General features: G+C 72.5%; 12 protein-coding genes. 11 read left to right on the top strand and 1 reads right to left on the bottom strand.

Translation table 11 applies throughout. The features are described 5' to 3' along the window. The first annotated feature begins 70 nt into the window (after positions 1 to 70). A complete protein-coding gene (locus IE207_RS04695) occupies positions 71 to 352 on the top strand; it encodes an HU family DNA-binding protein (protein ID WP_007264399.1) in 282 nt (93 codons plus the stop codon). A gap of 143 nt (positions 353 to 495) precedes the next feature. On the opposite strand, the gene murA is transcribed toward IE207_RS04695, so the two are convergent. Further along, entirely contained in the window at positions 496 to 1,836 is a 1,341-nt protein-coding gene (murA, locus tag IE207_RS04690; RefSeq protein WP_190182663.1) for a UDP-N-acetylglucosamine 1-carboxyvinyltransferase, read from the bottom strand. 318 nt (positions 1,837 to 2,154) lie between these two features. Here murA and IE207_RS04685 point away from each other — a divergent pair, with 318 nt between their 5' ends. From IE207_RS04685 to IE207_RS04640, 10 genes are all read left to right on the top strand, one after another. After that, positions 2,155 to 2,715: a YqgE/AlgH family protein gene (locus IE207_RS04685; protein WP_190182662.1), complete on the top strand. Its 561-nt coding sequence runs from the start codon at positions 2,155 to 2,157 to the stop codon at positions 2,713 to 2,715. 29 nt (positions 2,716 to 2,744) lie between these two features. Further along, complete coding sequence (locus IE207_RS04680) at positions 2,745 to 3,029, top strand: DUF3039 domain-containing protein (protein ID WP_190182661.1); 285 nt, start codon at positions 2,745 to 2,747, stop codon at positions 3,027 to 3,029. A 188-nt stretch (positions 3,030 to 3,217) separates the two neighbouring features. Then, positions 3,218 to 4,840: a beta-N-acetylhexosaminidase gene (locus tag IE207_RS04675; protein ID WP_190182660.1), complete on the top strand. Its 1,623-nt coding sequence runs from the start codon at positions 3,218 to 3,220 to the stop codon at positions 4,838 to 4,840. A 376-nt stretch (positions 4,841 to 5,216) separates the two neighbouring features. Then, on the top strand, positions 5,217 to 6,086 hold the full coding sequence (locus IE207_RS04670; protein WP_229873321.1) for an FAD binding domain-containing protein: 870 nt from the start codon (positions 5,217 to 5,219) through the stop codon (positions 6,084 to 6,086). Positions 6,087 to 6,100: 14 nt separating this feature from the next. Then, a complete protein-coding gene (locus tag IE207_RS04665) occupies positions 6,101 to 7,945 on the top strand; it encodes a (2Fe-2S)-binding protein (protein ID WP_229873319.1) in 1,845 nt (614 codons plus the stop codon). Between the two features lie 29 nt (positions 7,946 to 7,974). Beyond that, positions 7,975 to 10,278: a xanthine dehydrogenase family protein molybdopterin-binding subunit gene (locus tag IE207_RS04660; RefSeq protein WP_190182803.1), complete on the top strand. Its 2,304-nt coding sequence runs from the start codon at positions 7,975 to 7,977 to the stop codon at positions 10,276 to 10,278. Positions 10,279 to 10,446: 168 nt separating this feature from the next. After that, positions 10,447 to 10,977: a DUF2563 family protein gene (locus tag IE207_RS04655; protein ID WP_229873317.1), complete on the top strand. Its 531-nt coding sequence runs from the start codon at positions 10,447 to 10,449 to the stop codon at positions 10,975 to 10,977. Continuing rightward, positions 10,977 to 12,398, top strand: coding sequence for a WXG100 family type VII secretion target (locus tag IE207_RS04650; protein ID WP_190182658.1), 1,422 nt, complete (start codon positions 10,977 to 10,979; stop codon positions 12,396 to 12,398). The genes IE207_RS04655 and IE207_RS04650 overlap by 1 nt, the downstream gene beginning before the upstream one ends. A 27-nt stretch (positions 12,399 to 12,425) precedes the next feature. Beyond that, entirely contained in the window at positions 12,426 to 13,589 is a 1,164-nt protein-coding gene (mycP, locus tag IE207_RS04645; protein WP_229873316.1) for a type VII secretion-associated serine protease mycosin, read from the top strand. 37 nt (positions 13,590 to 13,626) lie between these two features. Then, positions 13,627 to 14,052, top strand: coding sequence for a hypothetical protein (locus IE207_RS04640; RefSeq protein ID WP_190182656.1), 426 nt, complete (start codon positions 13,627 to 13,629; stop codon positions 14,050 to 14,052). Positions 14,053 to 14,081: the final 29 nt, after the last annotated feature.

Genomic DNA, 14,081 nt, shown 5'->3' with positions numbered 1-14,081 from the left:
TGTCCGAGGGCCCTGGCAGCATCGGCTTCGATCTCACGCCTCTAAGGCAAGTTGAACACGGGAGTACAACATGAACCGCAGTGAGCTGGTGGCCGCTCTGTCCGAGCGCGCCGAGGTGACCCGCAAGGACGCCGACGCCGTTCTGGCCGCGCTCGCCGAGACCGTCGGCGAGATCGTCGCCAAGGGCGACGAGAAGGTCACCATCCCCGGCTTCCTGACCTTCGAGCGCACCCACCGTGCCGCTCGCACCGCGCGCAACCCGCAGACCGGCGACCCCATCCAGATCCCGGCCGGCTACAGCGTGAAGGTCTCCGCGGGCTCCAAGCTCAAGGAAGCCGCCAAGGGCAAGTAGTACCGCCCTTGTGCCGGGGGCCGCGCAGGCCCCCGGGACGGCAGTGGTACGCACAACCGCCAAGGGCGGCCACCCCCGTACGGGAGTGGCCGCCCTTCGGCCTTCCCGGGGCCCTCGGCGGGCCCCGGGCACGAGCGTGCGCCCTAGACGAGGTCGCCGTTCGGCAGTTCGACCTTGGCGCCCAGCTCCACGAGCTTCTCCATGAAGTTCTCGTAGCCGCGGTTGATGAGGTCGATGCCGTGCACCCGCGAGGTGCCCTCGGCCGCCAGCGCCGCGATCAGGTACGAGAACCCGCCGCGCAGGTCGGGAATGACCAGATCGGCGCCCTGCAGCTTGGTGGGGCCTGACACGACCGCCGAGTGCAGGAAGTTGCGCTGCCCGAAGCGGCACGCCGAGCCGCCCAGGCACTCCCGGTACAGCTGGATGTGTGCACCCATCTGGTTGAGCGCGGAGGTGAATCCGAGCCGCGACTCGTACACCGTCTCGTGCACGATGGACAGGCCCGAGGCCTGCGTCAGGGCGACGACCAGCGGCTGCTGCCAGTCGGTCTGGAAGCCGGGGTGCACGTCCGTCTCCAGCGCGATGGCCTTGAGCGGGCCGCCCGGGTGCCAGAAGCGGATGCCCTCGTCGTCGATCTCGAACGCGCCGCCTACCCGCCGGAAGGTGTTCAGGAACGTCATCATCGAGCGCTGCTGCGCGCCGCGGACGTAGATGTTGCCGCCGGTGGCCAGCGCCGCGGAAGCCCAGGAGGCGGCTTCCAGGCGGTCCGGGAGCGCCTTGTGGTTGTAGCCGGTGAGCTCGTCCACACCGGTGATGCGGATGGTCCGGTCGGTGTCGAGGGAGATGATCGCGCCCATTTTCTGCAGGACGCAGATGAGGTCTTCGATCTCCGGTTCGACGGCGGCGTTGCTGAGCTCGGTGACGCCTTCGGCCAGGACGGCCGTCAGGAGCACCTGTTCGGTCGAACCGACCGAGGGGTAAGGCAGCCGGATCTTGCAGCCGCGCAGGCGCTGCGGCGCCTCCAGGTACTGGCCGCCTTCGCGCTTCTCGATGGTCGCGCCGAACTGGCGGAGCACGTCGAAGTGGAAGTCGATGGGACGGCCGCCGATGTCGCATCCGCCGAGGCCGGGGATGAAGGCGTGGCCGAGGCGGTGCAGCAGCGGGCCGCAGAACAGGATCGGGATCCGGGAGGAACCCGCGTGCGCGTCGATGTCGGCGACGTTGGCGGCCTCGACGTACGTGGGGTCGAGGATCAGCTCGCCCGGCTCCTCGCCGGGGCGCACGGTGACGCCGTGCAGCTGGAGCAGGCCGCGGACGACGCGGACGTCACGGATGTCGGGCACGTTGCGCAGCCGGCTGGGGGCGCTGCCGAGCAGAGCGGCCACCATGGCCTTCGGCACGAGGTTCTTCGCGCCGCGGACACGGATCTCGCCCTCGAGCGGGGTACCGCCGTGGACAAGCAGGACATCGTCAGTGCCGGTCATGGATCTCGCGTTCCGAAGAGGTACTCCCCGGCGATCGGGGGAGTGTGGGCAGGGGCCAGTGAAAAGGGTAAGGGGCACCACCCCCTTGTTCGTAAGGCTGACGCGGCCGTAGGACTGTCATCAATTAGGCACAGCCACCCGCATGGCACCCACCGTGCGCGCGCTGTTGCGGAGTGTCGCATTCCGGGCCGATCGCGGCCGTTCGGGGTCGCATCGTGGGCCGTTCGGGGAACTTCCCGGAGCGCGCCGGCGATCCCGTCGCGATCGGATGCCGTCCCCGGCTCCCCGTCGGGGGCCGATATGCGGGATCATGTGCGCATGACCGAGGTGTCCTCCCTCACAGGGCGGCTGCTCGTGGCCACCCCCGCCCTCGCGGACCCGAACTTCGACCGCGCGGTGGTGCTGCTGCTCGACCACGACGAGCAGGGCTCGCTCGGCGTCGTCCTCAACCGGCCCACCCCGGTGGGCGTCGTCGACATCCTGCTGCCCTGGGCCCCGCTGGCCGGCGACCCCGGGGTGGTGTTCCAGGGCGGCCCGGTGGGACTGGACTCGGCCCTCGGGATCGCCGTGATCCCGGGTGAGGAGGGACCGCTCGGGTGGCGCCGGGTGCACGGGGCGATCGGGCTCGTCGACCTGGAGACGCCGCCGGAGCTGCTGGCCGCCGCCCTGGGCTCGCTGCGGATCTTCGCCGGCTACTCCGGATGGGGCCCCGGCCAGCTGGAGAACGAGCTGGGCGAGGGCGCCTGGTACGTGGTGGACTCCGAGCCCGGCGACGTGTCGTCACCGGACCCGGAACGGCTCTGGCGGGCGGTGCTGCGCCGCCAGCGCAGCGACCTCGCGATGGTCGCCACCTATCCGGACGACCCGTCGCTCAACTGACCCGCGCGAGGGTCGGTACCCTGGATTTCATGAGCACTGTTGAGCCCGAGCGCGGGACTGGTACGGGGACCCTCGTAGAGCCGACGCCACAGGTGTCCCACGGCGACGGCGACCACGAGCGCTTCGCCCACTACGTCCAGAAGGACAAGATCATGGCGAGCGCGCTCGACGGCACCCCCGTCGTCGCGCTGTGCGGCAAGGTCTGGGTCCCGGGTCGCGACCCGAAGAAGTACCCGGTCTGCCCCATGTGCAAGGAGATCTACGAATCCATGGGCGCCGGCGGCGACAAGGACAAGGGCGGCAAGGACAAGTAACCCCCTGCCGCGAGGGCCCCACCGCGCCGTCCGGCAGCGCGGCGGGTCCCGGCCGGGTGCGGACGCAGGCCCCCGGGTGCGCCACGGCGCTTCCGGGGGCCTGCGGCGTACCCGTAGGGTCGGCTCGACCGGCGCTGCGCGCAGCGGTTGTTGCGCGGGGCGCGCCGCTGCGTCGCGAAGGGCCGACCATGGACCTGATCCCGCTGCCCCGCCGTGCCGAGTTCCGCGAGGGGCCGGGCATGACGCTCGGCGCCGGGACGGCGCTGGTCGCCGGGCCCGGGACCGAGGGGGTGGCGCGCTGGCTGCGCCGGGAGCTGGGGGCCGCGACCGGGTTCGCCTTCCCGGACGCGGCGCCGGGCGCGCGCGGCGACGTACGGCTGGCCCTGGACGCGGGCCTGGCCGGCGAGGAGTACCGGCTCGCGATCGGTGCGGACGGGGCGCAGCTGACGGGCGGGTCGGCGGCCGGCGTGTTCTGGGCCGCCCAGACGCTGCGTCAACTCCTCGGCCCCGACGCCTGCCGGCGGGCGCCGCTGCCGGGGCGGGTGTGGGAACTCCCACTCGGGACGGTGGAGGACGGCCCCCGGTTCGGCTGGCGCGGGATGATGCTCGACGTGGCGCGGCACTTCATGCCCAAGGACGGGGTACTGCGCTACATCGACCTGCTCGCGGCGCACAAGCTGAACGTCCTGCACCTGCACCTGACCGACGACCAGGGCTGGCGCGTGGAGATCGAGCGCTACCCCCGGCTCACCGAGGTCGGCGCGTGGCGGCCGCGCAGCCGGTGGGGCCACCGTGCCTCGCCGCTGTGGAACGAGACCCCGCACGGCGGCCACTACACCCGGGACGACATACGCGAGATCGTCGCGTACGCGGCGGAGCGGCACGTACGGGTGGTTCCCGAGATCGACGTGCCCGGGCATTCGCAGGCGGCGATCGCCGCGTACCCCGAGCTCGGCAACACCGACGTCGTGGACACCGCCGCGCTGGGCGTGTGGGACGACTGGGGCATCAGCGAGAACGTCCTGGCCCCCTCCGAGGGCGTACTGCGGTTCTACGAAGGGGTCTTCGAGGAGCTGCTGGAGCTCTTCCCGGTGGAGGTCTCGCCGTTCGTGCACGTGGGCGGCGACGAGTGCCCCAAGGGGCAGTGGCGCGCCTCCCCGGCGGCGCAGCGGCGGATCCGGGAGCTGGGGCTCGACGGTGAGGACGGCCTCCAGTCCTGGTTCATCCGGCACTTCGACCGCTGGCTCGCCGAGCGGGGCCGCCGCCTGATCGGGTGGGACGAGATCCTGGAGGGCGGCCTGGCGCCCGGCGCGGCCGTGTCCTCCTGGCGCGGATACGCGGGCGGCGTCGCGGCGGCCGAGGCGGGCCACGACGTGGTGATGTGCCCCGAGCAGCAGGTGTACTTGGACCACCGGCAGGCGGGTGGCCCCGATGAGCCGATGCCGATCGGATACGTACGGACCCTCGCCGACGTGTACCGCTTCGAGCCGGTTCCGCCGGGACTGTCGCCCCGGGCGGCGGCGCACGTGCTGGGCGCGCAGGCCAACGTGTGGACCGAGGTGATGGAGAGCCAGAGCCGCGTCGACTACCAGGTGTTCCCGCGGCTGGCGGCCTTCGCCGAGGTGGTGTGGTCGCGGCTGCCGGAGCCGGCGGGGCGGGACCTGCCGGGCTTCGAGGCGCGGATGGCGGGGCACTACGCGCGGCTGGACGCGCTCGGTGTCGACTACCGGCCGCCCGGCGGCCCGTCGCCCCGGCAGCGGCGCCCGGGCGTGCCGGGACGGCCGATCGAGGGAGAGCCCCCGATCGTGTGACCCGGGCAACCGGTTGGCCGTGCGGTGCCGGACGGGATGGTTCGCAGCGATTCGCAATCGTTCCGGGTGGTTCGGAAAGCTTATGAAGTTTGTCGGAATTCTTTCCGGATTCGGTCGAAACCCGGTGAAAGCAGGGGACTTGGCCGGACGTGGCGAGGACGGCGGGCGCGCGGGTGGTGCAGGGGCGACCCTCGCGCCGGGAGACCCGGAAGATGTGCCAGAGTTGCCACGTCCCGGCGGTGAGCACGTACCGTACGGCGGACAGGCGTGAGCGCCGGGACCGGGACATCGGGAAGGGGCAGCTGGGTTGACCACGCACGCACCGCATGCACTGCACGCACCGCATTCATCTCAGGGGCCTCATGCGCCTCAGGCGGTGCAGTCCGTCACGCTGCCGGCCTCGCTCGACGAGGCCGTGGCGGCACTCACGGCCATGCCCGCCGCCGTGCCCGTGGCCGGCGGCACCGACCTGATGGCCGCGGTCAACGCGGGCCTGCTGCGGCCCGCCGCGCTCGTCGGCCTCGGCCGGATCAACGAGATCCGCGGCTGGCAGTACCAGGACGGCCACGCGCTGCTCGGCGCCGGGCTCACCCACGCGCGCATGGGGCGGCCGGATTTCGCCGCTCTGATCCCGGCCCTGGCGGCCGCCGCGCGAGCCGCCGGACCGCCGCAGATCCGCAACGCGGGCACCCTCGGCGGGAACATCGCCTCGGCCGCGCCGACCGGTGACGCACTGCCCGTGCTCGCGGCGCTGGAGGCGGTCCTGGTCATCGTCGGGCCCGGCGGCCTCGGCGACTCGGGCGTGGCCCGGCGGGAGATCCCGGTCTCCCACCTGCTGGCCGGGCGCGAGATGCTGCGGCCGGGCGAACTGATCGGCTTCGTGCGGGTGCCGCTGCTGCACGCCCCGCAGGTGTTCTTGAAGGCGACGGGGCGTACGGGTCCGGGGCGCGCGGTGGCGTCCGTGGGGCTCGTACTGGACCCCGCGCGCCGGGGCGTGCGCTGCGCGATCGGTGCGGTCGCGCCGATGCCGCTGCGGCCGCTGGAGGCCGAGCAGTGGGTGGCCTCCCTGATCGACTGGGACGGCGAACGCGGCCTGGCCCCCGAGGCGCTGGAGGCGTTCGGCGAATACGTCGCGGCCGCCTGCGTGCCCGACCAGGGGGAACCGGTCGCGGCCGGGGTACTGCATCTGCGGCGGACGGTGGCCGTACTGGCACGGAGGGCCCTGGGGAGGGCGCTGAGCTCATGAGTGGGAACGAGAACGTGAGCGGAACGACCGGGAGCGCGGGTCCCGCGGACGCCGCGGGCCACACCGGGGCCGCCTGGGGCTGGGAGCCGGTGCCGCAGGGCGGCGAGTACGACTCCGAGGCCACGGCCTTCGTGAAGCTGCCGCAGGACATGCTGGACGCGCTCGACGGCGGGGAGCCGCTGGCGGCGCCCGGGCACGGGTACGTGCCGCCGCCGATGATCGTGCCGTTGGGCTCGGCCAGTACGGACCCCACGGCCACCGGCACGTGGACGATGCCCGTGCCGTGGCCCGAGGCGGGCGGCTCCGGCGGTGGGACTGCCGCTGCCGCTGCCGCTCCGGCGCGCGGACCCATCCCCGCGTCGATCCCGCTCCCGGCGTCGGTGGCGGCGGCGTTCGCCGACGCCGCGCAGGGCGGGACGGGTCCGGGCGGGACGGGTCCGGGCGAAGTGCGGCCCGGGCAGGACGCCGGGCACGAGCCGGAGGCCACGGCGGAGTGGCGCTTCCCCGAGGCGGCGCAGCCCGAGGAGCCGCAGGCCACCGGGCAGTGGACGTTCGGGACCGGTGCGGCGGCCGCCGACTGGAGCCAGGCCCCGGCGACCCTGCCGGGCGGCGCCGCCGCTCCCTGGGCGACGCCGGCGTACGACACCTCCATGAGCTCGGGCGTGCTGCCGGGCGGAGCGGACCCCGGCGCGGCCGCGATGGCCGCGGGGCGCGGTCCCCGGGTGCTGGGCGGGCCCGGAGTGGGCACGCCGCTGCCGGTGTCGGCGCAGGCGGCCGAGCCGGAGCCGGAGCCCGCGGTGTACGCCGCCCCGGACATCGAGGCGGCGCACGGCGCGGCGCGGATGCCGGTCGAGGAGGAACGGCCGCGTCCGGTGGGCGCGGAGCCGGGGCCCGGGGACGGGTTCGGGGACGGACACGGGTTCGGGTTCGGGGCGCCGGTGGCCGGAGAATCGGTGACCGGGGCGGACGCGGACGCGGCGGAGGCCGCCGCGGGGCCGGGGTCCGAGCCGGAGCTGGCGCCGGAGGCCGGGTTCGGCGTGCCGGGGACCGAGCCGGAGCTGGCGCCGGAGCCGGGGCACGGGTTCGACGGGGCCGACCAGGGGCCGGTCGGCGAAGCCGCCGAGTCGTTCGCGCCGGGTGCGGGAAGCGCCGACAGCGGCGAGGCACTGCCGGGTGCGGACACCACCGCAGGTTTCCCGGCCGGGGATGCGACGTACGACGAAACGCCCGTCGACGCCCCCGCCCCCCATCACGAGCACCCGCTCGCCTCCTACGTCCTGCGCGTCAACGGGGCCGACCGGCCCGTCACCGGTGCGTGGATCGGTGAATCCCTGCTCTACGTGCTGCGCGAGCGCCTCGGGCTGGCCGGCGCCAAGGACGGCTGCTCGCAGGGCGAGTGCGGGGCCTGCGCGGTGCAGGTCGACGGCCGGCTCGTCGCCTCCTGCCTGGTCCCGGCCGCGACGGCCGCGTCCAGCGAGGTCCGTACCGTCGAAGGACTCGCGACGGACGGGGAACTCTCGGACGTGCAGCAGGCGTTGTGCAGGTCGGGCGCCGTGCAGTGCGGATTCTGCGTGCCCGGCATGGCCATGACCATCCACGACCTGCTGGAAGGCAACCACGCCCCCAGCGAGCTGGAGACCCGGCAGGCGCTGTGCGGCAACCTCTGCCGCTGCTCCGGCTACAAGGGCGTCATCGAAGCGGTCCGCGAGGTCGTGTCCGAACGCTCGGCCGCAGCCTCGGCCGGCACCTCGGCCGGCGCCTCGTCCGCAGACGAATTCGCGGCCGCCGCCGAGCCGCGCATCCCGCACCAGGCCGCACCGGGCGAGGGCGGCATCCACCACAACGGAGGCATGGCGTGAGCGGGCACGACGCGGCCACGACCACCCTGATGACGACGACCGTCCCGACCGGCGCCGGCGCCGGCGACGGGGAACCGGAAGTCCTGCGCGGCATCGGGGTCTCCGTCCCGTCCGCGCACGCCCGCGCCAAGACCGAGGGCACCTTCCCCTACGCCGCCGACCTGTGGGCCGAAGGGCTGCTCTGGGCCGCCGTGCTCCGCTCCCCGCACGCCCACGCCCGCATCCTCTCCATCGACACCACGGCCGCCGCGGCCATGCCCGGCGTGCGCGCCGTCGTCACCCACGCCGACGTCCCCGGCGCCACCACCCACGGCCGCCGCATCGCCGACCGGCCCGTCTTCGCGCACGACGTGGTCCGCCACCACGGCGAGCCCATCGCCGCCGTCGCCGCCGACCACCCCGACACGGCGCGCCTCGCCGCGGCCGCCATCGCGGTCGAGTACGAGCTGCTGGACGCGGTGACCGACCCCGAGCAGTCGTTCGGCGCGCCCGCCCTGCACCCCGACGGCAACCTGATCCGGCACATCCCGCTGCGCTACGGCGACCCGGAGGCCACCGGGGAGGTCGTCGTCGAGGGCCTGTACCGGATCGGCCGCCAGGACCCCGCTCCCATCGGAGCCGAGGCGGGGCTGGCCGTACCGCGGCCCGACGGGGGCGTGGAGATCTACACCGCCTCCACCGACCCGCACACCGACCGCGACCTGGCGGCGGCCTGCTTCGGCCTGGACCCGGACCGGGTACGCGTCGTCGTCACCGGCGTCCCGGGCGCGACGGCCGACCGCGAGGACCCCGCCTTCCAGCTCCCGCTCGGGCTCCTCGCCCTGCGTACGGGCTGCCCGGTGAAGCTGGCCGCCACCCGCGAGGAGTCCTTCCTCGGCCACTCCCACCGCCACCCGACGCTGCTGCGCTACCGCCACCACGCGGACGCGGAGGGCCGGCTGGTCAAGGTCGAGGCCCAGATCCTGATGGACGCAGGCGCCTACGCCGACGCCTCCTCGGAGTCCCTGGCGGCGGCGGTGGCCTTCGCGTGCGGCCCGTACGTCGTGCCGCACGCCTTCGTGGAGGGCTGGGCGGTACGCACCAACAACCCGCCGTCCGGGCACGTGCGGGGCGAGGGCGCGATGCAGGTGTGCGCCGCGTACGAGGGCCAGATGGACAAGCTGGCGGCCGCGCTCGGCATCGACGGCGCGGAGATCCGGATGCGCAACGTGCTGGCGACGGGCGACCTGCTCCCGACGGGCCAGACGGTGACCTGCCCGGCGCCGGTGGCCGAACTCCTGCGCGCCGTGCGCGATGTCGAGCTCCCGTCCCTGCCGAAGGACACCCCGGAGGAGGAGTGGCTGCTGCCGGGCGGCCCGGAGGGCGCGGGCGAGCCCGGAGCGGTGCGGCGCGGGGTCGGGTACGGCGTGGGCATGGTGCACATGCTCGGCGCGGAGGGGACCGACGAGGTCTCCACCGCCACCGTGAAGGTCGTCGACGGTGTGGCCACCGTCATCTGCGCGGCCGTCGACACCGGCCAGGGCTTCTCGACGCTCGCCCGCCAGATCGTCCAGGAGGTCCTGGGCGTGGACGAGGTGGTCACGGCCCCGGTCGACACCGACCAGCCGCCGGCCGGCCCGGCGGCGCACGGCCGCCACACGTGGGTGTCCGGGGGCGCGGTCGAGCGGGCCGCGAAGATGGTCCGCACGCAGCTCCTCCAGCCGATGGCCCACAAGCTGGGCATGTCGACGGAGCTCCTCCAGATCCAGGACGGCCGGATCACGTCGTACGACGGCGCGTTCTCCACCACGGTGGCGGAGGCGATGGCGGGCAAGGAACTCTGGGCGACGGCCCAGTGCCGCCCCCACCCGACCGAACCCCTGGACGCGGACGGCCAGGGGGACGCCTTCGTCGGCCTCGCGTTCTGCGCGATCCGCGCGGTGGTGGACGTCGACGTGGAACTCGGCTCGGTGCGCGTGGTCGAACTGGCCGTCGCGCAGGACGTGGGCCGGATCCTCAACCCGGCCCAGCTGGAGGCCCGTATCGAAGCGGGCGTCACGCAGGGCGTGGGCGCGGCGCTGACCGAAAACCTCCGCTCGGTGGCGGGGGTGATCCGCCACCCCGACCTGACGGGATACGCGCTGCCGACGTCGCTGGACGCCCCGGCGGTGCGGATCGTCAAGCTGGTGGAAGAGCGGGACGTGGTGGCCCCGTTCGGCGCGAAGGCGGCGAGCGCGGTCCCGGTGGTGACGACCCCGTCGGCGATCGCCTCGGCGGTCCGCGCGGCAACGGGCCGCCCGGTGAACAGGCTCCCGATCCGGCCATCGGCGGCGGTGGCGGCGCCGAACTCTTGACGTCCTGACCCGGGTTGGTGCCCTACTCGACCTCCACTTCCAGGTGCAACCCGGCAGTTGGGGGTGTCGGAGCCGGTCGCTAGAGTGATCGGAGCGGGGGCGCGGAACGCGATGCGGGCGTCGCTCCCGAAGGGGTTCACGGGGTAACGGGGAGTCGGGGAGGCCATCGTGGCGGAGGAGAACGGCGGGCTGGCAGGCATCATCGGCGCGAGCAGCGGCGTGGCGGACGCGATCATGCGCCAGGCGAAGGCGCTGGAAGTCGAGTACGAAACGCTGAACGGCTTCAAGAAGCTGGTCGATGCCCAGCTCAAGAAGCTCGACGGTTCCCAGGCGTCCCCGGACAAGCTCCAGGACGGCACGCTGCCCGCGGGAACGCTGGGCACCGGGTTCGCGGAGGCGGATGCGCTGTTCAAGGCGTACGGGACGGTGCACGCTCAGCTGACGACCCTGTCGAAGGGCCTGGCGGACCAGATCGAGGGTCTCGGGATCGCGATCATCACGGGCGGCAAGGGGTTCGCTGGCGTGGACGAGGAGGTTCGGCAGCGGATGCTGGCGATCGCCCAGCGGGCGAAGGAGCACTATGTCGCCGACCGTGATCCCTCGGCCAAGCACGAGCAGCCGCAACAGCAGCCGCAGGGCGCGGGTAAGCCGTCCGGCACTCCTGCCCCAGCGCCGAGCACGTCTAGGGGCCACATCTGATGGTGACGGACTTCGACGGTTACACCCACGAACAGCTGATGGCGATGATTGCCTCGATCAAGCCGGAGACCGTCCGGACGCGGGCGACGCAGCTTGAGGAAGCCGCGGTCGCGATCAAGGAGATCGGCGAGAACCTCAAGAACCACAAGGTGACGGGCTGGGAGGGTGAGGCCGCCACGGCTTTCCAAACCTGGGTTAACTCGGCGGGTAACGCGACGCTGCGTCTTGCGGACTACAGCAAGGACGCCTCGAAGTGGATGACGATCGCGGCTCAGCACATGTTCGAGGCGCAGAGCACGCCGGGCGTCGACACATCGGCGAAGGACAACCTGGCGGCCGCGCGTAAGTATCACAACGACCCAGACTCGGCGAAGATCGGTGCACTGGCGGCGCAAAAGCTGGAGGCGGACCGCCTCCAGGCGGTGCAGCAGCTGAAGAAGTTGGCGGAGTCGTACGACGAGTCGTCGCGCAACATGAACGCGGCGCAGGTCCCGACGTTCCCGCTGCCACCAGGGAACTTCGTGCCGCAGGATGGTGTCAACGCAGGTGGCTACATCTCGGGCTCGGGTGGAAGCTCGTCCGGAGGCGCTGGGACAGGTGGCGGGTCCGTGTACACGACAGCGGCGCCCGACAGCGGCGGTTCTGCAAGTGACTCCCACCGCCAGGCGTACTCCGGATCTGGTCTGCCCCCCGCCGTGGGACCGACTCCCGGAGCTCTTCCCGCAGCTCCCGACCGCAGCGTCAACGTGGACCTGAACACCGTGGGGACACTGCCGCCTACGAACCTTCCTCCGACGAGTAACCTGCCCACTGGCCCGGCGCCGGTCATTCCGGGAGGCGGCCCTACCCCCGTTCCGGTGGTTCCTCGACTGACGTTTCCCCCAACCACTAGCTCGGCCAAGCCGGTTGGCAGTGGAGCATTCCAGCGCCCCACCCTGCCTCCTGGCAAGGTTGGTGGCACCCCCGGACTGCCCCCGCGTGAGGCAGGCATCGTCGGCGGACGCCCCGTGACTCCGCGTGGGCCGAGTGCCGGCATCCCGCGCGGTACGGTCATCGGTGCGGAAGGTCCCCAGACCGGTGGACGCGGAATGATGGGTGGTGGCATGGGCAGTGGCGCGAGTGGCCCCCACGGCGGCCCTGGCTCGGCTGTAGGCCGTCGACTGGCCATGGAGCCGGGCGGAGTCGTCGGCGGCCGTCAGACCGGAGGCGGTGGGCAGTCGGCCACGAGCGGTCGGCCGTTCACGCAGGGTGGTTCGGGCCTCGTACGCAACGGGACGGGAGCCGGCCCGGTTGGAGGCGCGGCGAGTCACGCCCCGAGTAAGCGGCGCGACGGCGGTGGGGGTGAACGCCCAGATTACCTGGCCGAGGAAGAAGAGACCTGGCAGGTGGAACGTCCTGTTGTGCCGCCAGTTATCGACTGAGTAGAACGGACGTTGTACGGGATGCGCATGCGGAAGGCGACCTCAGCTCTGGTGGGGCTGCTGCTGGCCGGGGTCGCCGCGACCCCGGCTCAGGCGCAGACCATCCGAGAGCAGCAGTGGCACCTCGACGCCATGAAGGCCGATGACATCTGGAAGATCAGCACCGGCAAGGGGGTCACCGTTGCGGTGATCGATTCCGGAGTCGCCCGTATTCCTGAGCTTGAGGGGCAGTTGGTTTCCGGGAGGGATTTCGCGCCGGAGAATATCGAAGGTGACGAACATACTGACTACCGCAATCACGGCACGTCTATGGCGGCGATCATCGCAGGTAACGGCAAGGGTGTCGGGGGGGCGGATCGTGCGCTCGGGCTGGCCCCGGATGCAAAAATTCTACCCGTTCGCGTAAATCTGTACGGCAACGGCGCTTCTAGTGACACCACCCTTGTGGAAGCCATCCGCTACGCCGCCGATTCTGAGGCCAAGATCCTCAACATTTCCCTTGTCGGGTGGGATGACGCCGCTACCTTGCGGGATGCAGTCAAGTATGCCTGGTCGAAAGGCAAGTTGATTTTCGCGGGAGCTGGCAACGACGGTGGTTCCTACGCCAACTATCCTGCGGCGACGCCTGGAGTGGTGGGCGTCGGTGCCGTTGATGCAGATGGGAAGGCGACCACCGAATCGCAGCACAATGCCTTCGTGGATATGTCCGCTCCAGGGGTTGACATCGTCAGCGGTTGCAACGGCGGAACCGGACTCTGCAAGACCCACGGCACCAGCGACGCCACCGCCCTCGCTTCCGCCTCCGCCGCGCTGCTCTGGTCCGTCCACCCCGACTGGACCAACAACCAGATCCTCCGCGTCCTCCTGAACACCGCCGGGAAGCCCGTAGACGGCGTCCAGCGCAACGACTACGTCGGATACGGCGTCGTCCGCCCGAGGATCGCCGTCCCCACGCCCGGCGACCCCGGGCCGGCAGACGTCTACCCGCTGCCGGACCTCGCGGCAGCCGCCTCCCCCGCACCGGCCCCCGCCGCCCCCGGCGGCAAGGCCGGCCCCGCACCCAAACCCGAGGCGAAGAAGAGCAACAGCGACACCGGCAGTGCCCTGCCCTGGATCGCCCTCGGGCTCGGAGCCTGCCTGATCGTCGGCGGCGCCGTCACCGCGGTCGTCATCCAGCGCTCGCGACGCTGAGGATCCGGCCCGCCGCACACCCCAAGGAGAGCTCGGCATGTCCTTCGACGAAGAGTGGGCCACCGCGCGCGCCACGGCCGCGGCCAACGTGTCCATGCGGCTCAACCACGTCCCCACCGAGCCCGGCAGCGGCCCCGGCGCGGGTGACCTGGAACTCAACCAGGACCACATCGGCGCCATCGGCACCGAAGCCTTCAAACTCCATGAGCGCCTTTCCACCGACGGCAAGCACGCCGGCACCTCCACTGCCGCAGCCGCCGGCGCACTGTCCAAGGAGGGCTTCGCCAGCGGAGCGGCCCTGGCCAAGGCCGCCCACCGCTGGGAGAGCCAGGTCAAGACCCTCGTCGCCGCCTGCGCGACCATCTCCAACGGCCTGAACTACTCCCTCGCCTCCCACAGCAAGGACGAGAAGCAGCTGTACGCCGAGTTCACCAGCTCCAAGATCGACGAGTACCTCAAGTAGCCCGCTCCGCACACGCTGGAAGGCGACGT

This window comes from Streptomyces cirratus, from assembly GCF_014650775.1.
GTDB lineage: Bacteria > Actinomycetota > Actinomycetes > Streptomycetales > Streptomycetaceae > Streptomyces > Streptomyces cirratus.
This window is presented reverse-complemented; position numbering and strand designations above follow the sequence as displayed.